The 20,196-nt window shown below is 45.2% G+C and carries 18 protein-coding genes; 9 read left to right on the top strand and 9 right to left on the bottom strand.

The window, feature by feature from the left end; genetic code table 11:
* Nucleotides 1-16 precede the first annotated feature (16 nt).
* Nucleotides 17-826: a MetQ/NlpA family lipoprotein gene (locus R7Q38_RS18045; protein ID WP_005381966.1), complete on the top strand. Its 810-nt coding sequence runs from the start codon at nucleotides 17-19 to the stop codon at nucleotides 824-826.
* 126 nt (nucleotides 827-952) lie between these two features.
* Here the strand turns inward: R7Q38_RS18045 and R7Q38_RS18050 are convergent, their stop codons facing one another.
* Together R7Q38_RS18050 and syd are read right to left on the bottom strand one after the other, a co-directional pair.
* Nucleotides 953-1,729, bottom strand: coding sequence for a Zn-ribbon-containing protein (locus R7Q38_RS18050; protein WP_005383605.1), 777 nt, complete (start codon nucleotides 1,727-1,729; stop codon nucleotides 953-955).
* Nucleotides 1,730-1,731: 2 nt separating this feature from the next.
* Nucleotides 1,732-2,277 carry a SecY-interacting protein gene (syd, locus tag R7Q38_RS18055; RefSeq protein ID WP_239932062.1) on the bottom strand — a complete coding sequence of 182 codons (546 nt, stop codon included), beginning with the start codon at nucleotides 2,275-2,277 and terminating at the stop codon, nucleotides 1,732-1,734.
* Nucleotides 2,278-2,385: 108 nt separating this feature from the next.
* Here syd and queF point away from each other — a divergent pair, with 108 nt between their 5' ends.
* The 5 genes from queF to xni all read left to right on the top strand — a co-directional run bounded on the left by queF (nucleotide 2,386) and on the right by xni (nucleotide 9,851).
* Nucleotides 2,386-3,231 carry an NADPH-dependent 7-cyano-7-deazaguanine reductase QueF gene (gene queF, locus R7Q38_RS18060; RefSeq protein ID WP_239932061.1) on the top strand — a complete coding sequence of 282 codons (846 nt, stop codon included), beginning with the start codon at nucleotides 2,386-2,388 and terminating at the stop codon, nucleotides 3,229-3,231.
* Nucleotides 3,232-3,395: 164 nt separating this feature from the next.
* On the top strand, nucleotides 3,396-5,678 hold the full coding sequence (locus R7Q38_RS18065; protein WP_017635678.1) for a tetratricopeptide repeat protein: 2,283 nt from the start codon (nucleotides 3,396-3,398) through the stop codon (nucleotides 5,676-5,678).
* A 98-nt stretch (nucleotides 5,679-5,776) separates the two neighbouring features.
* The gene (locus tag R7Q38_RS18070) at nucleotides 5,777-7,342 is read left to right on the top strand and encodes a sensor domain-containing diguanylate cyclase (protein WP_213901726.1); all 1,566 of its coding nucleotides are present in this window, start codon (nucleotides 5,777-5,779) and stop codon (nucleotides 7,340-7,342) included.
* Between the two features lie 291 nt (nucleotides 7,343-7,633).
* Entirely contained in the window at nucleotides 7,634-9,010 is a 1,377-nt protein-coding gene (gene ppnN, locus R7Q38_RS18075) for a nucleotide 5'-monophosphate nucleosidase PpnN (protein WP_005383611.1), read from the top strand.
* Nucleotides 9,011-9,068: 58 nt separating this feature from the next.
* The gene (gene xni, locus R7Q38_RS18080) at nucleotides 9,069-9,851 is read left to right on the top strand and encodes a flap endonuclease Xni (protein WP_239938737.1); all 783 of its coding nucleotides are present in this window, start codon (nucleotides 9,069-9,071) and stop codon (nucleotides 9,849-9,851) included.
* A 109-nt stretch (nucleotides 9,852-9,960) separates the two neighbouring features.
* Here xni and rlmM read toward each other — a convergent pair whose 3' ends face one another.
* The 7 genes from rlmM to pomA form a co-directional block, all read right to left on the bottom strand.
* Nucleotides 9,961-11,052, bottom strand: a complete 1,092-nt coding sequence (gene rlmM, locus R7Q38_RS18085) for a 23S rRNA (cytidine(2498)-2'-O)-methyltransferase RlmM (protein WP_017820611.1) — start codon at nucleotides 11,050-11,052, stop codon at nucleotides 9,961-9,963.
* The gene (locus R7Q38_RS18090) at nucleotides 11,049-11,447 is read right to left on the bottom strand and encodes a DUF423 domain-containing protein (RefSeq protein WP_154204796.1); all 399 of its coding nucleotides are present in this window, start codon (nucleotides 11,445-11,447) and stop codon (nucleotides 11,049-11,051) included. The genes rlmM and R7Q38_RS18090 overlap by 4 nt, the downstream gene beginning before the upstream one ends.
* Nucleotides 11,437-12,060 carry an alpha/beta fold hydrolase gene (locus R7Q38_RS18095; protein ID WP_239932060.1) on the bottom strand — a complete coding sequence of 208 codons (624 nt, stop codon included), beginning with the start codon at nucleotides 12,058-12,060 and terminating at the stop codon, nucleotides 11,437-11,439. The genes R7Q38_RS18090 and R7Q38_RS18095 overlap by 11 nt, the downstream gene beginning before the upstream one ends.
* A complete protein-coding gene (locus tag R7Q38_RS18100) occupies nucleotides 12,041-12,961 on the bottom strand; it encodes a transcriptional regulator GcvA (protein ID WP_005383616.1) in 921 nt (306 codons plus the stop codon). Before R7Q38_RS18100 ends, R7Q38_RS18095 begins: the two co-directional genes overlap by 20 nt.
* Before the next feature lie 510 nt (nucleotides 12,962-13,471).
* The gene (gene thiI, locus R7Q38_RS18105) at nucleotides 13,472-14,920 is read right to left on the bottom strand and encodes a tRNA uracil 4-sulfurtransferase ThiI (RefSeq protein WP_005383617.1); all 1,449 of its coding nucleotides are present in this window, start codon (nucleotides 14,918-14,920) and stop codon (nucleotides 13,472-13,474) included.
* A 211-nt stretch (nucleotides 14,921-15,131) separates the two neighbouring features.
* Nucleotides 15,132-16,079 carry a flagellar motor protein MotB gene (locus R7Q38_RS18110; RefSeq protein ID WP_017820608.1) on the bottom strand — a complete coding sequence of 316 codons (948 nt, stop codon included), beginning with the start codon at nucleotides 16,077-16,079 and terminating at the stop codon, nucleotides 15,132-15,134.
* A 14-nt stretch (nucleotides 16,080-16,093) separates the two neighbouring features.
* Entirely contained in the window at nucleotides 16,094-16,855 is a 762-nt protein-coding gene (pomA, locus tag R7Q38_RS18115; protein WP_005381564.1) for a flagellar motor protein PomA, read from the bottom strand.
* 263 nt (nucleotides 16,856-17,118) lie between these two features.
* On the opposite strand from pomA, the gene xseB reads away from it, so the two are divergent.
* Genes xseB through dxs form a run of 3 tightly spaced genes read left to right on the top strand, consistent with a single transcriptional unit; the run spans nucleotide 17,119 to nucleotide 20,153 of the window.
* The gene (gene xseB, locus R7Q38_RS18120) at nucleotides 17,119-17,361 is read left to right on the top strand and encodes an exodeoxyribonuclease VII small subunit (RefSeq protein WP_017635682.1); all 243 of its coding nucleotides are present in this window, start codon (nucleotides 17,119-17,121) and stop codon (nucleotides 17,359-17,361) included.
* A gap of 21 nt (nucleotides 17,362-17,382) precedes the next feature.
* Nucleotides 17,383-18,267, top strand: coding sequence for a (2E,6E)-farnesyl diphosphate synthase (gene ispA / locus R7Q38_RS18125; protein ID WP_005383621.1), 885 nt, complete (start codon nucleotides 17,383-17,385; stop codon nucleotides 18,265-18,267).
* A gap of 20 nt (nucleotides 18,268-18,287) precedes the next feature.
* A complete protein-coding gene (gene dxs / locus R7Q38_RS18130; RefSeq protein ID WP_239938739.1) occupies nucleotides 18,288-20,153 on the top strand; it encodes a 1-deoxy-D-xylulose-5-phosphate synthase in 1,866 nt (621 codons plus the stop codon).
* The last annotated feature ends 43 nt before the right edge of the window (nucleotides 20,154-20,196 follow it).

The following is a 20,196-nucleotide window of genomic DNA, read 5'->3' on the forward strand; positions in this document are numbered from 1 at the left end:
TTATAAGGAGATAAAGATGAAATTTAGCCTTAAAGGTCTTTTGACTGTAGCAACGGCCGCCTCTGCTCTTGCTCTAGCGGGTTGCGGCGACAAAGAAGTAGACGTAAACAAAGTAAAAGTTGGCGTTATTGCTGGTGCTGAAGCACAAGTAGCCGAAGTTGCCGCTAAAGTAGCAAAAGAGAAATACAACCTAGATGTTGAGCTAGTAACATTTACCGATTACGTAACACCAAACGCCGCTCTGGATGATGGTTCAGTAGACGCGAATGCGTTCCAGCACAAACCATACCTAGACCAACAAGTGAAAGACCGCGGCTACAAACTGGCTATCGCGGGTAACTCATTCGTTTACCCTATTGCTGGTTACTCAAAGCAAGTAAAATCAATTGATGAAATTCAAGATGGCGCACGCATCGCAGTACCAAACGACCCAACTAACCTAGGTCGCTCACTACTGCTTCTTGAGCAACAAGGTTTGATTACGCTACGTGATGGCGTTGGTCTACTCGCTACAGTACGTGACATCGTAGGCAACCCTAAAAATATCGAAATCATTGAACTAGAAGCTCCACAGCTTCCGCGTTCATTGGATGACGTAACGCTATCTATCATCAACACCACTTACGCAAGCTCTATCGACCTATCGCCAGAGCGTGACGGCGTGTTCGTTGAAGATAAAGACTCACCATACGTAAACCTAATTGTCGCTCGCGAAGAAAATGTTAATGCGCAAAACGTACAAAACTTCGTAAAAGCTTACCAAACGGAAGAAGTTTACGAAGCGGCAAAAGAACTGTTCAAAGGCGGTGTTGTGAAAGGTTGGTAATCCCACTTTTCAAAACATGACTGAAAACAACGTTCTAAACATAAACGTTCTAAACACAAAAGGGCTGATGTGAAAACATCAGCCCTTTCTATTTGTCTATCTACCCATTTAAGTAGCTTCAATTCGCTACTTAAGATGGTCCCAAGAGATATTCGACACGATTCGGCAGTCATCACACTTAAAATGAAATATGTCATGTAGTGGCTCATCGAGTAGCCACTCGCCATCGCATTTTGGACACTTGCGCGCTTTCTCGCTCTCCAGCGACTGACCACCGACACGATACTGGTAATAGTACGTAGGGATCTTCGTGATGTATTCGATACGGCCACGTAAGTCCCAACCTCGGCGAAACAGCACACTATCCACATCGCAAATTTCGTGGAGCGCCGCATGTTCCGCTCGGCAGCCCCCTGCCATTTGGATTTCATCACACGCTTGCCACTCAGTCTGCCACTTAATGACGGCTTTATGGTCTCCATTAAGTGTTGGCTCATTACGATACAAAGGAATTGGCAACAGGGTTTCACCACTTCGCAAAGGCGAACACGTATGAACATAAGTCGTGTACAACACTTGCCAGCTAGGTGTCTCTTCTTCGGCTGCTTGTTCTGAATTCAAATCACGCCCCAGCATACGCATTTTCGGAGCAAGCAAAGACGCATCCGACAAACGGTTCATGCACACTTTGACGAAATCTGAGTGATAACGTGGATGCAAGCTGTCTTGTTCTGGGCAAACAACACGAACGAAAAATTCACCTTCTCCCATCACTATCGGAAATTCACGACCCAATACTTGGCCGTTGTAACGCAGAGCATCCATCAAGCCATTAATGGCTTTGTCTACCGCGCTGACGGTGGTGTTATCAAAACACTCAAACTGCAACTCAACAACATACATACTTAGACGGCAGCCTCTAACTTATTCAAGAACTCAACCAATGAATCTGCCAATACATCACGTTTAGAGGTGCCCAAACGCTCTAGAATCACATTGCCAGTGAGGTTACAAATAGAAATCACATCCATTTCCTCATCTGTCGCTGCGATAAATACTGTTGGTTTAAGTTTCAAGCGGCGCTGCGTCACCAAATGACCAAGAATATTTTCTTGTAGGCGCACGAAATCGTCATCGCTCCACACTTGCAGCAGCGTCAACGAATTACCTTGCCAAGTTGCCTCCATATCAGAGCAGTATTGAGAACCATAAAAGGCTTTAACATCATCTTGCAGTGACAACTCAATCGCATTTTCCACATTGGTGAAATCGGCCATTTCATCACGTGCGACCGCTTTCCAAAGCACCTTTCCATCACGCTTCTCTTCGACACAAGGAGAAACAAGCTCTGCAAGCTCTTCACTGCTTGGCAACTCATTGTGCTTAGCTTGCCAAGCTTGTTGGTAGCGCAGGCTGAACTCTTGTAGCGCCTGAGTAACGTTTTGGGTCATGAAGGTCTCCTCATTCCTTATTTATCAGATAGCCGTACTTGCCGGATGGCAATTGACCAGCGGATTCAGTAAAATTCTCGCCATTCTAATCGAAAACGACCACAAAGTATGAGCAAATATTCTGACGCTAAAGAGCTTGCTGGCTTAACACTAGGTAAAACGACCGAGTATGCGAACCAGTATGACCCAAGCTTGCTGCAACCAGTCCCTCGCAGCCTGAACCGAGATGACCTCCAGTTAGGCGATACTCTGCCTTTCATGGGGCACGACATTTGGACGCTGTACGAACTGTCTTGGTTAAATAGTAAAGGTTTACCACAAGTGGCCGTTGGCGAAGTATACATTCCAGCCACCAGCGCAAACTTGATTGAATCGAAGTCTTTCAAACTGTACTTAAACAGCTATAACCAAACCCGCTTTGCAAGCTGGGAAGAAGTGACTGAGCGTTTAACACAAGACCTGTCTGAATGCGCAGGTGAAAAGGTGCTGGTTGAGGTGAATCCAGTGACCCACTATACCAATCAACCTATCGTAACAATGGACGGTGAATGTATTGATGACCAAGACATTAACATCACCAGTTACGATTTCGATGCCGATTTGCTTGAAGGTGCGGCAGGTGAAATACAAGTTGAAGAGGTGCTACATAGCCACCTATTGAAATCAAACTGTTTGATCACTAACCAACCCGACTGGGGCAGTGTAGAAATTCGCTACCAAGGCGCAAAAATAGATCGTGAGAAGCTGTTACGTTACTTAGTGTCTTTCCGCGAGCACAATGAGTTCCACGAACAGTGTGTAGAGCGTATTTTTACGGATCTAATGAAATACTGCCAACCAAGCAAACTGACCGTATTTGCCCGCTATACGCGCCGTGGAGGCTTGGATATCAACCCTTACCGCTCAACGGAACAAGATAAGCCAGCTCACAATCACCGTATGGCTCGTCAGTAAGCGCATAGGCAACAGAAATAAGTTCGGCAATCTAAAGGGTTGCCGGACGTTTTTATTGTCCAAGCATGTTACTATATCAAATGGCTTCAACCCGCATTTAAACGGCTAATTGAGGCTTTTCGCCGTTATCGCCATATCTAAAAACAGTTCGAGGGAACGAAAGGATGTTTTGGGACAGTTCGCGTCTATTCAAATTGATTGGCTTTCTTTGCTTGCTGTTTGTACAGCCACTTCATGCAACCATTTTATCGTCCGCGTTACTCAACGAAGCACAACAATTGGCGGAAATAGAGCCATCACAAGCAAAACAAGCGGCAACCAACTATTTGTCACAGCGTGAGCTAACAGAACGCAAAGAAAGTGACAGCCCTTCAGCCATGTCTCGCGACGAAACAGATCGTAGCGTTCGCACACCAAGCAGCACCATCGAAGCGCACAAGATTATCGCTCAGGCAGATTACGCCATGGGTAATGTTCGTTCGGCTATCGAGCACCTAAATAAAGCGGAACGCTTAGCGCAAGAATATCAATTGCCGTACATGGACTTAGATCTCCAGCTGATGCGCAACCAAATGATTTGGATGTACGACGAAAACTACTCAAAAGCGGAAGACACGCTTAACCAAATTGAACAACAGCTCGATGAAGCCGATGCCGTATTACAACGCACCGACAGCGTTCGCTACCGACTAGTGATGCAAAGAGCACTCCTCGCTTCACATAGTGGCGATATCATTAAAGCGGAAAACTTGTACTCTGAAGCAAAGACCATGCTTGACGATAGCCGCTCTGAGTTAGCCTTGATCGACTACTACACTGCCGTCGGCGAGTTTTACCTCAATAGCAAGAAGTACAATTTGGCTTTGTCAGAACTGCTATACGGTTATTGGCAATCTATTGAAAGTAACAGTGGTGCAAGATTAGCAAAAGTGAATCGCCTTTTGGCTAGGCTCTTCCAGGAGCGACGAGTGTACGACAAAGCGATCGAATACTTATCTCAAGCCGCAGATTTTTATGACTCTTACCCTAGCTCTCCGATCCTAGCGGACGTCCTAGAGCAAATGGGCGACATCTACTTTTATCAGGGTAAGTTTAACCTTGCGTTAGTGCATTACTTCAACGTGCTTGACCATGAAAGTACCAGTAAGAACATCAATAGAATCATTAAAATTCGCTTAAGCTTGGCGGCTACCTACCTACAACTCTATAACTACGCGCTAGCAGAGCAGTACTTAGACCGCTCTAAAGAGCTTTTAGAATACACCAATATTCCTAAGCTTGAAGCAAAGGCTGCCCTGCTTCAGTCAGGTCTGGCTTATCATCAAAATGACAGTAAAGACGTCATTACTAATGCAAAGCTGGCGTTAGCGCTCGCTGAAAAGTCACCTGAAAATAACAACTTCATTAAGCAGCAGTCATACCGTTTACTTGGGTTGGGTTACGAGCAGGCAGGCGAATACAAACTTTCTCTGCAAGCTTATAAAAAATACACCAACCTCGTTCGTCTAGAACAAAAGCAGCTTAACCAAATCAGTGAGGATGCGTTCCGTCAGCAAAAAGAATTTGCCGAACAAACCATCCATTACATCGGTCAATCAGAACGCTTAGAGCAAGTGGAAAGAGAGCATCGTAAATTCCAGAAAATCTCATTTGCATTGTTTATTACTGTATTGGTCATGTTTTTGTTCATTATGCGCCGTGGTGTCATTATGCAGCGCCAAGCAAGTGAAATCGAAAAACTGCGTAACGACCTCTTCACCCACTCTCGCTCTCGTTTACGTAACTTGCGTATGCTGAATGTTAAGCTTTCTCGCTCATTGAAAAAGTCGAGCGAAACTTTCGAGCAATGGCAAATGGGTGAATTGATCCACGAACCACTTAATGATCGCCTACGCTTTGTTATGATCGATTTGCCATTCTTACGAAGCATGTACGTCCATAACGGCTATAAGGCAGGTCTAGAACTAGAACGTGCATTTGGCGACTTCCTTGCGGAAAAAATAGAAAAACCGTCGCGTCTTTACCATTTCTCAGATGCGAACTTACTCTACATTGAACCGAACGCTGACCGTGATGCTTCTGCCGAAGTCATGTTCGAAAAATTCCAGACTTGGGTGGATGAGTTCGCTCAGCAGCACAACGTCAATCGTATTATTCGTATGGGCATCAGCGATTATCCGTTCTTACCCCGAGCCTACACTGCAATTAACGATGAGGAATTACTCGATCTGTTATTGCTTGCTACTCACATCGCACGAGAAGTCAGCTTGAAGGATAAGCAAAGCCACTGGGTGTTCTTAAAAGCCATCGATAATGCGCCTGCTGCTAGCTTTGCAACAGGTAACATAAGAACTGCCTGTCAACATGCCATTAGCCAAGGCCTGATCAAGATCCATTCGTCCTACAAGAATGAGGACGACATCAAGAAAATATTAAAAAATGGATAATTAAACGCCTGTTGAACGTAATAACTAATGACGCTATAAAGTTTTTTGTTATTATCAGATAATTGTCAGTAGTACATGAACTTAACCGTAGTCACTTCATGGGAATCTTGGAATCCGATATTCAGTCGCAGCTGCATCAGCTGAGTTGTCAACTTGACCAACTCAGACTGACTCATCGTGATACTTCACTCAAATTCAAACGTGAACAACAAGTTCTTAAACGCGTTGTGGCATCATTGTCTTCAGCTTGCCAGGGTTCGAACACTCAGGTATCCAACTACCTATTTGAAATCCAACAAGAGCTGCAACATCAAAAAGATATCAGCACTCTTATCCCGCGTTTAGCGGTATTAGAGAGGATGCTCAAACAGCAGTCGAAGACGATGGATAAACAGAACGGTTACCTTGACGAACAAATCAAGCACAGTGGTGAAACACTGCAACGTGTCACGGGCTTACCTGCGCAGTTAAAACGTGAACTACGGAACCTGATGAGTTTCTCTGAAGTTCACGCCAGCAATAAAGCTGATCAAGCCACTAAGCTACTGAGTATTTACGAACGCGCTCTGAAAATCATCACGTCTAATTCACGTCTACATCTTAGTGAATTTGAAAACAATCCCGATAGATCTCAGCTTGAGTGCTTAGCCAGCGACCTCCAACATACTATTACAGAGCTGGATTTCGAGGGAGAATCAGGCGATAGATTGCTGGATATTCGTGCTAAGTTGCTCCTTGGCGTGAGTGCCGAGTCTCTCATTGAGCTTACGCTTTCAACGCTGAAATTGGTTGTCGAAGCAACAAAGTTCGAGCGCGAGGCGTCTAGCCAATTCCTTGATCAGCTGAACACTTCTCTCGCAAGTAACCTAAAAACCGTTCATCAGAACGTCGACCAGCATCATACCTACTTTGAACACCGCCAAGAGCTCAACACAGAAATGAACAGCTTGGTTGAATTAAGCCAAAAGTCACTTAATCAAGCTCAAGATATCGCGGTTGTGAAAAAAGAAATCACGCCTCTTCTCGAACAAATGGCGTCGCTGACAGAGCGACTGAAAATGACGGAAGAGCGAGAGCAAGCGCTGCAAGAGCGGTTAAGTTACAGTAAGAACCAACTCGAAGCGGTATTTGAAACTACGCAAGATTATCGTCGACGCTTAGATGACCAAGCTCAGCGTATGTTGCTCGACCCGCTGACTAAAGTTTATAACCGCACTGCATTTAACGATCGACTAGAGCTAGAGTATCGCCGTTGGATTCGCTCTCAGCAAAACCTTCGTGTTGTGCTATTTGATGTAGACAACTTCAAAGCGGTGAATGATAGCTATGGTTATACGGCTGGCGATAAAGCGCTGAAGATCATCGCTCGTACTATTAACAAGCGCGTATCAGAAACGGAAACAGTGGCTCGCTTTGGTGGCGAGGAGTTCATTCTACTCGTCCCGGAACAATCTGAAGAATACACACTGGATCTGATTAAGCATATCCAGCGTGATATTAGCCAATTACCCTTTAAGTTCCGTGAGCAAAATATCATGATTACCTTAGCTGCTGTATCGACGTCTTTCAAAGAGTCCGATACGCCAGAGTATGTGCTCGATCGTCTTGGCAAGATGCTTGCGGACGCTAAAAAACGTGGAACAAACCAGCTTAACTGGAGCTAGAATTCGTACAAAAAGCGAGCAAACAAACCAAATTTGGTGCAATCTACGCTTTATAACCACCCATTTTCAACGAGTTATCACATTTCTTCCCTTTTAGTCTGCTAAGCTGTAAAAACCCAAGTCACTTCAAGATGATGTATTTATAAAAGGCAAATGTATCATCTTGAGGTTGCTTGGGAGTTGATAACCATAAAACCAAATCGGCCAACTACCTTTCATCAAACCATACGTATAACACCAAAAAGGTAAGTTGGTACTTTCCCTCAAATTAATGCAACACAAGGAGGCGTTATGATTACCCATATAAGCCCCGCTGGTAGCATGGACTTGCTATCTCAACTAGAAGTAGAGCGCTTAAAGAACACAGCCTCGAGTGAACTTTATCAGCTGTACCGTAATTGCACATTAGCGGTGTTGAACTCCGGTAGCCATACCGATAACTCGAAAGAACTGCTCGATAAATACCAATCGTTTGATGTCAACGTCGTGCGTCGTGAGCGTGGTATTAAGCTTGAGCTGACTAATCCGCCAGAGCACGCTTTTGTTGACGGCGAAATAATTAAAGGTATCCAAGAGCATCTGTTCTCCGTATTGCGTGATATCGTTTACGTAAACATGCATTTGGCAGACGCCCAACGGCTCAACCTTACTAACCCAATTCACATTACGAACCTCGTATTCGGCATTCTTCGTAATGCAAGAGCATTAACTCCAGGTATCGCACCGAATCTTGTCGTATGTTGGGGTGGTCACTCTATCAATGGAGTGGAGTATCAGTACACACGTGAAGTGGGTAACGAACTGGGCCTGCGTGAACTTAACATCTGTACAGGTTGCGGCCCTGGCGCAATGGAAGGGCCGATGAAAGGTGCAGCGATTGGGCACGCAAAGCAACGTTATACTCAGCAACGTTATCTTGGTTTAACCGAGCCCTCGATTATTGCGGCCGAGCCACCAAACCCAATAGTAAATGAACTGGTCATCATGCCCGACATCGAAAAGCGCTTGGAAGCCTTCGTCCGTATGGCTCATGGTATCGTTATTTTCCCAGGTGGCCCGGGCACAGCGGAAGAGCTACTGTACATTCTTGGCATCATGATGCACCCGGATAACGCCGATCAGCCAATGCCTATCGTATTAACAGGACCAAAAGAGAGTGAAGAGTACTTCCGCTCTATTGATGAGTTCATTCGCGACACACTTGGTGAGGAAGGGCAAAAGCACTACGAGATCATCATTGACGACCCGGCAGAAGTCGCTCGTATTATGAAACGCTCCATGGACTCGGTACGCCTTCACCGAAAAGAGAAAGGCGATGCGTACAGCTTTAACTGGTCATTGAAAATTGAGCCAAACTTCCAACTGCCATTCGAGCCTACTCATGAGTCGATGGAACAATTGGATTTAAGCCTAGATCAAGAACCGCAAGTTTTAGCGGCCAACTTGCGTCAAGCCTTCTCTGGCATAGTGGCAGGTAACGTAAAGGCTGAAGGCATTCGAGAAATAGAACGTAGAGGGCCTTTCACCATTCATGGCGACGCAGTCCTCATGAAAAAACTCGATAAGTTGCTAAAAGACTTTGTCGAACAGCACCGAATGAAATTACCTGGCGGTTCAGACTACGAACCGTGTTATCGAATCGCTCACCCGGAAATTGGTGGTCGATAGTCAGGCTAGCATTCGTTACACTAGGGGCATTACGCCCCTTTTTTATTGCTAAGTCATTATGTCTATTCATCTTGTTATCATTGATGCCCTAAACCTGATCCGCCGAGTGCACTCAGCACAACCAGATCCAACCGACATAGCAAGAACCATAACCACAACGCAAAGAACCCTCACTCGCATTCTGTCAGAGGCCAACCCGACACACATCATCGCAGTTTTTGATCACCACGAACAAGACAGAGGTTGGCGCGCTGAAATTCTCCCTGACTATAAGCAAAACCGAAAACCAATGCCTCAGCCACTACTGCAAGGGTTAGATGCGATTCAACAAGCGTGGTGGGAGCAAGGTATTGATTCATTGCTTTCTGAAGGCGATGAAGCAGATGATTTGGTTGCTACACTCGCAACGAAAGTGGCCAGCCATGGTGAAAAAGTCACCATCGTTTCCACAGACAAAGGTTACTGCCAGCTACTTTCCCCTACCCTACAAATCCGTGATTATTTCCAACACCGTTGGTTAGATGAACCATTTATCGAAAAAGAGTTCGGCGTAAAACCAAATCAACTAGCGGACTACTGGGGATTGACAGGGATAAGCTCTAGCCAAGTTCCGGGCGTACCTGGAATTGGCCCGAAAGCAGCGAAAGAGATTCTCACTCAGTTTGAGAGTATTGAAGCTGCCTACGCTAGTGAAGATCTCGTACCGAAATACCGTAAAAAATTGGATGAGCACATTGAGTCTGCTCGTTTATGTAAACGCGTCGCCGCTTTAAAGTGCGATATCGAACTAGGCTTTAACTTGCAAGATATTCGCTTTGTAGGGCCAAACAAAGCAGAGTAGTGCCCGATGGTAGTTTCACACCATGAAATCCGGCAGATATTAAAAAGCGCCATTTGAAGGCGCTTTTTCTATTCTAATCACTATTCCCAAAAGACTCGGGGGAATAAAGTTAGTAAGGTGAAATATTCGACAGACATTGGATATGAATCGTGATCTCTTCACGATCATGATACAAATGTTTAGCTTGTAGCTTGAACTTTACCTTATTATCAATGAGGAACTGCTTCAGATTTTCAAGGTCTTGCAGCACTTCGTCATAACGCCCTTTCATTGGCAGCTTAAGGTTAAAGATAGCCTCTTTTGCCCAACCTTTTAACAGCCACTGTCCCATCAGGTGAGCAACACGAGCTGGCTTTTCCACCATGTCACAAACAATCCATGTTACGTTCTTGCGGTCTGGTTCGAACTTAAAGCCATCCACCATATGGTGCTTGATCTGGCCAGTTTCCATCAAACTATCTGCCATCATGCCGTTATCAACGCAGTGAACGAACATTGAACGCTTCACTAATTGGTACGTCCAACCGCCTGGACATGCACCTAAATCCACACCCCACATACCTGGTGCCAAACGCTCATCCCACTCTTCACGTGGAATAAAGACATGAAATGCTTCTTCCAGTTTAAGTGTTGAACGACTTGGAGCGTCTGCTGGGAATTTAAGGCGAGGGATACCCATGAAGAACTGTGAGTTGTTGTCAGTGTAAGAGTAACCAACGTAACAGTGGCCAGGCTCAACAAAGCAAATGTGCAGTACTGGTTTTTTCGCGTTATCTTTGTTCAGCATTAAGCCTTTGCCGCGCAACGCTTGACGCATTGGGACGGTAAACTTACGGCAGAATTTCAGTAGCTCTTTCGCTTCATTTGTATCTGGCGTTTCAATTCTCAAATCACCACAACGAGGGAATGCTTCGATGTCTGCTAGTTCATTCAAAATTGGACTAATGCGGTCATCGCTTGGCAACGATTGAAACTCAGCTGCTACCGCAAACATTTGTCGAGCAAAAATTAAAGACTTAAAGTCTAAACCTCTCGCAAGTTTGTCGGCATCTCCATCTTGGTAACACTCGAAGACAACATAACCTGAGTTTCTCTTCACACGAGGGAAGCCATACACTTCCAACTGTGTCGCTTTGTCCTGAATTTCACCAGCACACTCTTTCTCAAAGCCAGAACGGCAATAGAGCATTAGTTGTTTCACTTGGAGACCTCTTTGATATTGAACGCAGCAAAAAAGAACAGACACCAACCAATCATGAACAGTAATCCTCCCACAGGAGTAATTGGCCCAAACCACTTAATGCCCGTCAGCGCCAGCGCGTAAAGACTGCCGCTAAAACAAAAGATGCCGATAATAAAGCAAATCGCCGCAATGAAAAAATATTTTTGTGCTTTTTGTCCCAAATTGAGCAGAAGCAGAATGGCACAAAACACAATCGCCAACGTGTGAATAAATTGATACAGAACTCCGGTCTCAAATACACCGAGCAAATAAGGGGCCAGTGTCGCTTTTAGCCCATGAGCAGCAAATGCTCCAAGAGCGACCGAAAGCAGCCCAGAAAAACCAGAGAATGAGAGTAACCACTTACTTTTCACTGTACACCTCTTTTATAAACGCCGCTAACTGCTCTATCACGAGTGCAATGTTACCCACTTCAGTATGACCTGAGATCTTGCGCGGTTTGAAGCTGTGGTCACCATCAGGTAAAAAGCTCACCGTTACTTGTGACGAAAGGACGAAATCATCGAATTCCTCACGCTTACCAAAGGTGTCTCGTTCCCCTTGCAGAATCAGCGTAGGTTTCTCAATGGTTGCTAAGTGCTCGCCTTTGTATTTCTCTGGCTTTCCCGGCGGGTGAAATGGAAACCCTAAACAGGCAATGCCCGCCACCAGCTCATTTTCAGCCAACAAGCTCGACATACGACCGCCCATTGACTTACCACCAATAACCACGGGAGAAGAAGTAAAGTGAGCGATCACTTCGCTGTATGCTTCGAGCAACTTTGGCGCTCGATCGGGCGGACGCTTTTTGCCATCTTCCGAACGTTTCACCATGTAAGGGAAATTAAAACGCACTACACGAATACCTTGCTCCACTAATCCTGTGGCGACCGCTGTCATGAAGTCATGCTCCATCCCCGCACCTGCGCCGTGAGCAAAAATAAACAGCGGTCCGTTTTCAGGTCCCTCAGCTATCCAGTGATTCATCCAATACTTCCTCTTGTTCTTTTCTCGCGGTTGCTAACATCCAATCTCTAAACGTTGCGATTCGGCCCATATCTGCCTGCTGTTCATGACACACCACATAGAATGCATTCTTAGATATCAACACCTCGTCGAATGGTGCAATGAGTCGCCCGGCTTCCATTTCAGGTTTGGCGAGTACGTTGTTACCGAGCGCGACCCCCTGACCGTGCGCAGCAGCCTGTAGCACCATCGTTGAGTGACTAAAAATAGGACCGTGGTTTACGTTGATGCCTTCAATGTTGTAATGACGAGCAAACTGCTTCCAGTCTTTACGCGAAGTATCGTGTAACAAAGTATGTAATTTGAGGTCACTTAAAGATTCTAATGGTTTGTTACCCAAAAGTAATGAAGGTGAACAAAGTGGGATCAAAAACTCTTGGTACAATTTATCTGCTCGCAAACCTGGCCAGTTCCCACGGCCATAGTAGATCGCCACATCAACATCATCAGTCAGTGAGCCTTCATCCATATCTACGGCTTTAATACGAACATCGATATCGGGCTCTTGAGCATTAAAATCGGCCAAACGAGGTACAAGCCATTGGATAGCAAAACTCGGCGGTAGGCTAATCGTCAATGCCCCTTTTTCGCTACGTTCCAACACCTTATCTGTCGCTTCCGCAATCGAGGTGAAAATATCTTTGATATCGAGAAAGTAACTTTGGCCTTCTTCTGTTAACAACAAAGAACGATTACGTCGACGGAAGAGCTTCAATGATAAGAACTCTTCAAGCGCTTTAATCTGGTGACTGACCGCGGCTTGAGTAACAAATAACTCTTCTGCTGCTCGTGTAAAACTGAGATGACGAGCAGCCGCTTCGAAGACTCGAAGCGAATTTAATGGAGGCAATCTGCGAGACATATGGGACCTCTAATAGGATTAGTTTTTTTAATCTGAAACATTATAAAATGTCCGTTGTCGAACAGCCAGATAAATTCTATATTTCACCCCGCAACACGGGCCTGAACGGCTTGATTTCTTTGGAAATCAATTGGCTTCGTTGTTGCGATGTTGTGTTTGCAAACTCGTATTTCGAGTTAGGTAGATTTCTACCATAATGTTTTGTCCACACTCCCTGTGACAAAACATATACTTCCTGTATTTATTTTTGACCTGTCTGTCAAATTTGTTACACCGCCTAAATTAGGCGGTGTTTTTTTATCTATCAAAAATCTCATCCGCATATCTGGCAGCAATATCACTTTATTACTCTTCTTTCGGATTAATTATCGTTATATCAACACAAAGTGTATGGCTTTGCGATAAGCCTCAACATTATGCTAAGTAATGGTTGTCTGTAACGCGATCAAAAACAAAAAAGGCGCAAATTGATGTCTCAATTTGCGCCTTTTAACGTATTTTATCAGTCAGCTATGGACGGTAAACTTTTACGTTGCTGAAGCCTTGCTCTTGCAAGTAAAGCGCTTGCAGACGGCTCATCACACCGCGGTCACAGTAAAGTAAGTATGTCTTAGACTGGTCTAAGTCACCAAACTGTGTACCCAGCTTGTAGAAAGGGATATGTTTCACATCCACACCTTCGATTTCAAGTGGGTTATCGTCTTCCTCTTCAGGACTACGAATATCTAGCACAACCGCGTGCTCTTCTACCGCTTGAACTTGCTCTACTTCTGGTGCGGCTTGCTCAGACTCTTTCGCGATATCACGAATGTCCATCATGCGAGCTTCTTGAACCACTTGCTCAAGGATACTAAAGTCGAATTTCTCTTCTTCAGCTTCTAGCTTGCCTTTCACCGCTTTCACGGTTGGCTTCTTAGAGATAACACCACAGTATTCTGGCATTGTCTTGGCGAAATCTTCTGTGCCGATTTCACGTGCTAGATTGATGATGTCTTCTTTATCCCAGTTGATAAGTGGACGCAGAATCAGCGTGTCAGTTACGTTATCGATGTGGCGTAGATTGGTTAGCGTTTGGCTCGATACTTGACCTAGTGCTTCACCTGTTACCAATGCTTCGATCTTCATCTTCTGAGCGATCATGCCTGCTGCACGCATAAACATACGCTTCAAGATCACGCCCATTTGGCCGTCATCGACTTTCTCTAGGATTTCCGCAACCACAGGCTCGAAATCAACTGAGATAAAACGTACTTTTGCTGAAGAACCGTATTTGTTCCATAGGTAGTGAGAAACCTGCTTAACGCCGATTTCGTGTGCTGGACCACCTAAGTTAAAGAAGCAGTAATGTACTTTTGAACCACGCTTGATATGAAGATAGCTTGAAACACCAGAATCGAAACCACCCGAGATCAGGCTTAACACGTCTTCTTGCGTACCCAGAGGGAAACCACCTAGGCCTTTATGACGAGACAATACTTGGTTTAGCTTGTCGTTCGAGACTTCTACCTTGATCGTCACGTCTGGGTTTCGTAGCTTAACACTAGCGCTTTCAATCGCTTGATTTAAACCACCGCCTACATAACGCTCTAGTTCAATGGAGGTAAAGTCATGCTTGCCACGACGCTTCGCACGTACAACAAAGGTTTTATTTTCGAGTGCAGCACGGTTGAGTTCTAGCACTTGCTCGAAGATATCGTGCAAGTCTTTAAATTCAGTTTGCTTCACTTCCAGTACGTGGTGAATGCCTGGTGTATGAGTCAAAACCTCAAGAACTTCAGCGTGGAATTCGTTACTCTCAGAGGTCACTTCAATGTGATCACGACGGTTAAATACCGCGACAGACTCCGTGCGGCTCTTAATGATGTTACGAATGTTGCACTCTAAAATCTTTGTGAAGCGCTTACGCACAGATTCACTTTTTACAAAAATTTCTGGATGGGGCTTTACAATAAATTTCATAGTCTAATTCGCAGGTTAGTTTCGCAATCAACAAAGAGTGACACTCAACTTCAATACTTCATACGCAGTAAAACCGCGTTTCAGTCACAAAAAGTAGTCTGAGCTCACTTTTAAGGCGCAAGATTATACACCCAAGCGGATTGGAAAAACAAAAAAAGCGAGCAATCTGCTCGCTTTCTTATCTCTTTACTGACTTAAAACTAAAGCCTAGTTATTGAATTACCGGCACTTCTTCACTGTAGAGAGGCTCGCCTTGCATAATGCTGATTTCAACCCGTCGGTTAAGCGCGCGATTTTCATCAGAATCATTCGGTAACAAGGGTTCCGTATCCGCCATGCCTCGTACTCTTAAACGTTGATGAGAGAAGCCTCTCACTTTCTCCATCTCTTGCGCGACTGATACTGCGCGCTGAGAAGAGAGATCCCAGTTAGAACGATAAAGTTCCGAGTCTAGCGGTCGATTGTCTGTATGGCCAGATACTCGAACAATGCCTGGCACGTCTTTTACTAGCTCTGCAATCTGACGAACTAAAGGACGAAACTTAGGCTGCAAGAAGGCCGATCCTTCAGGGAATGCACCTTTTTCACGCATACGTATAACAATCTGCTGACCGAGGTTTTCAACTTCAATGGCGCCTTGCTCAATCTCTCGCTCTAAGGCTTTCTTGATGCTTTCCATCAAGGTTTCCATCTCTTGCGACATCTCTTTAGATTGCTGTTGTTGCATGTCCGCTTCGGCAGACTCATTGTTTTGAGTTGACGTTTCTGGCGATTGCCCACCCGTTAACTTGCCTTCATCACGTTTTGTGCCACCAGCTCGCTCAGACTCCCCTTCATGAAATTCGAGCGTCTGCTGAGTGATGTCCATGGTTTGCTGCATGATGACATCAATCGGAGTTGGTTCCGGCCGACCCGGTCGAAACTCTTGGGCAATAATGCTAGTACCTTTGGGAATGTCTTTCACTTCAAGCTGATTTTGCACACCGAAGGCAAATTTCATTGATCCTGCAATTTGTTTGAACTTCAGTACATCCATCTCAGAAAACGAGAGCAGAAGAACAAAGAAACACATCAGTAGCGACATCAAATCTGCAAATGTCCCCATCCATAACGGGAGGCCAGGTGGCGGACAATCGCATTTGTTATCTTCATCATCCATCACGACTCTCCAAGTTACTCGTCAATCTCAAGGGCACGTTTACCTTCATTGAGGTAGTTCTTCAAGTAACTATCGATCACTCGCGGGTTTTGGCCATCTTGAATCGCTAATACGCCATCCATGATCAAACGGCGATTTAGCGTTTCTTGGTCACGACGAAGAGAAAGCTTATCCGCAATAGGGAAAAACACCATATTGGACAGGATCGCGCCATACAATGTGGTCAAGAGTGCAACGGCCATTGCTGGTCCAATCGCTTTAGGATCATCCATGTTTGAAAGCATCGCAACAAGACCAACCAAGGTGCCAATCATTCCCATCGCAGGAGCAACGTCGCCAAAGGCGCGAAATACACCAGTACCTTGCGTATGTCGTTCATCTGTAAGCGCGATGTCTTTTTTGAGTGCCGCTCTCACAACGTCGGCATCATGGCCATCAACCAGTAGATCAATGCCTTTCTGCATGAATGTGTTGTTTATTTCCATCTCTTCAAGAGCAAGAAAACCACCTTTACGCGCCGCATCGGCCATTTCCACAATTTTTGCGATCAGGTCTTCGGGTTCATCCGCTTTAAACATGAAGGCTTTGCCAGCAATCTTTGTCGCACCAAAAAACTGTCCCATTGTGAACTTCATCAACACGACGAATATTGAGCCACCAACGACAATAAGGATCGACGTGACATCGACAAACATGCCGATGCTGCCACCAAGCACCATCGCCATAATGACGAATGCAAAACCACCAATCAAACCTAATAGGGTTGCTAAATCCACAAAGCACTCCTCACGCTATACTCAAATACTGCCATTGGGCGGATTATTACCTGTATCGACAACTCGCGCAGAATTTTTAGAAAAATCTTAGCTAATGGATCACAAATTACACCTAACAACCTCAACCAAAATATGGGGTTTCACCGCTTAGACTCGTTGAACGCTAATTTTGTGACAATTATATAAGGTTAAATTTGACCAAGTTACTAGGCTAAGGTAACTTTCGTGCATCTTACCCGAGGCTTGATTAAGGCAGAAAAAAGATGGCGGTCAAGAAACCAGAAAACATGACCTTTGAAGCAACCATTGAAGAGCTTGATAGCTTGGTTGATCAATTAGAAAATGGCGATCTTGCTCTAGATGATGCCCTGCGTAAGTTTGAACGAGGCATTGCCTTAGCTCGTGCAGGCCAAACTAAATTAAGCGACGCCGAACAGCGCGTGAGCATTCTTCTTAATGAAGATGATGAAGCACCACTGAGTGACTTCAAACCAGATTCAGAATAACAATCAGTAGTGAGCAATGTGATGCAACAGACATTGACGTCTTTTCAACAAAGAAACAATCAGCAATTGAATTTGTGGCTCGATCAGCTTCCATATCAAGAGCAGCCATTGATTCAAGCAATGAAATACGGCCTTTTGCTAGGTGGAAAACGCGTTCGCCCTTTTCTTGTTTACATCACAGGTCAAATGCTCGGCTGTAAACCTGAAGACTTAGACACCCCCGCCGCTGCTATCGAATGTATACATGCCTACTCACTCATTCATGATGATCTGCCAGCCATGGACGATGATGAACTGCGTCGAGGTCAACCAACTTGTCATATTAAGTTTGATGAAGCAACCGCAATACTGACAGGTGACGCACTACAAACTCTTGCCTTCACTATTATTGCTGATGGTCAATTAAGCCCGGCGGCTGAAGCTCAACGCATCAACATGATCAAAGCCTTAGCGCATTCCTCTGGTGCCAGCGGCATGTGTGTAGGGCAAGCCTTAGATTTAGGCGCGGAAAATCGCCAAGTTTCTCTTGAAGAAATGGAAGAGATACACCGTAAAAAAACCGGAGCTCTGATTGATTGTGCGGTAAAATTAGGTGCATTAGCTGCTGGTGAGAAAGGTATCGAGGTTCTACCTCACTTGGAGCGCTACTCAAAAGCAATTGGTTTGGCGTTTCAGGTTCAAGACGATATTCTTGATATCATCAGTGACACAGAAACACTGGGTAAGCCTCAAGGTTCCGACCAAGGTCTGAATAAGAGCACTTATCCTTCCCTGCTGGGTTTAGAGGGAGCCATAGAGAAAGCTCACACTCTGTTACAGGAAGCACTTCAAGCATTGGAAGCTATCCCATACAATACTCAGTTACTCGAAGAGTTCGCCCGATATGTCATCGAGCGCAAAAATTAACACTATAAGCGCGCATTTATATGACTCTTGATATTTCAAAGTACCCAACACTGGCGTTAGCAAATACACCGGAAGAATTACGTCTTCTTCCGAAAGAAACATTACCAAATCTGTGTGATGAACTGCGAACGTATCTGCTAAATTCAGTGAGCCAATCTAGCGGACACTTAGCGTCTGGCTTAGGCACCGTAGAGCTAACTGTCGCTCTGCATTATGTTTACAACACCCCTATCGACAAATTGATTTGGGATGTTGGTCATCAGGCTTACCCGCACAAAATCCTCACCGGACGTCGCGATAAAATGCCAACAATTCGCCAAAAGGATGGTCTACACCCTTTCCCCTGGCGTGAAGAAAGTGAATATGACACCTTATCTGTCGGCCACTCTTCAACATCGATTAGTGCAGGTCTTGGCATGGCCATCAGCGCACAAAAAGAAGGTAAAGGCCGTAAAATTGTCAGTGTGATTGGCGATGGCGCAATTACAGCAGGCATGGCATTCGAAGCTATGAACCACGCTGGCGACGTTCATCCTGATATGTTGGTGATTTTGAACGACAACGAAATGTCGATTTCAGAAAACGTCGGCGCCCTGAATAACCACCTTGCGAAGGTACTTTCTGGTAGCTTGTACACTTCTATCCGTGAAGGCGGCAAGAAAGTGCTGTCTGGTGTTCCACCTATTAAAGAGTTGGTTCGCCGTACGGAAGAGCACCTAAAAGGCATGGTAGTGCCTGGTACTCTGTTCGAAGAGTTCGGCTTTAATTACATTGGCCCGATTGATGGGCACGACGTCAATGAACTCGTCAAAACGCTGAAAAATATGCGTGAGCTCAAAGGTCCTCAATTCCTACACATCATGACCAAGAAAGGCAAAGGTTATGAGCCTGCCGAGAAAGATCCTATCGGCTACCATGGTGTTCCTAAATTCGATCCAACGCATAATTGTCTGCCGAAGAGCAGTGGCGGTAAGCCAACTTACTCAAAGATCTTCGGTGACTTTTTATGTGACATGGCGGCCCAAGATCCTAAACTAATGGCAATTACGCCAGCAATGCGCGAAGGATCAGGTATGGTGCGTTTCTCAAAAGAGTACCCAGACCAATACTTTGATGTGGCGATTGCTGAGCAGCACGCAGTGACACTGGCAACAGGCATGGCAATTGCGGGCGATCATCCAATCGTTGCTATCTATTCGACTTTCTTGCAACGTGGTTATGACCAATTGATCCACGACATCGCGATCATGGACTTACCAGTGATGTTTGCGATCGACCGCGCAGGTCTCGTTGGCGCAGATGGTCAAACTCACCAAGGTGCGTTCGATTTGAGCTTTATGCGCTGTATTCCGAACATGGTGATCATGGCGCCAAGCGACGAAAACGAGTGCCGACAAATGCTTTACACTGGCCATAAGCATTCTGGCCCGAGTGCGGTTCGATACCCTCGTGGTAGCGGAATGGGCGTAGAAATCGAAACTGAGTTTACGGCTTTAGAAATCGGTAAAGGACGCATGGTTCGCCAAGGTGAAAAAGTTGCTATTCTGAACTTTGGTACTTTCTTGGGTAACGCGCTAGAAGCGGCAGAATACCTTAACGCCACTGTTGCTGATATGCGCTTTGTGAAGCCGCTCGATGAGGCATTGATTCGTCAACTAGCCGCAGATCATGACGTGCTCGTGACGTTAGAAGAAAATGTTATCGCGGGTGGTGCTGGTGCTGGTGTCGTTGAGTTCATGATGAAAGATAAAATCATTAAACCTGTGTTGAACCTAGGTTTACCAGATGAGTTTATTCATCAGGGAACACAAGATGAACTGCATGAAGAGCTTGGTCTCGATGCAAAAGGACTTGAAAAATCCATCTTGGATTATTTAGCAAAATAGAATTAAAAAGGGATGCTCATAGCATCCCTTTTTTTTACGGTCA

Origin of the sequence: Vibrio sp. Vb0598 (genome assembly GCF_033338935.1) — a bacterium.
Lineage (GTDB): Bacteria > Pseudomonadota > Gammaproteobacteria > Enterobacterales > Vibrionaceae > Vibrio > Vibrio alginolyticus.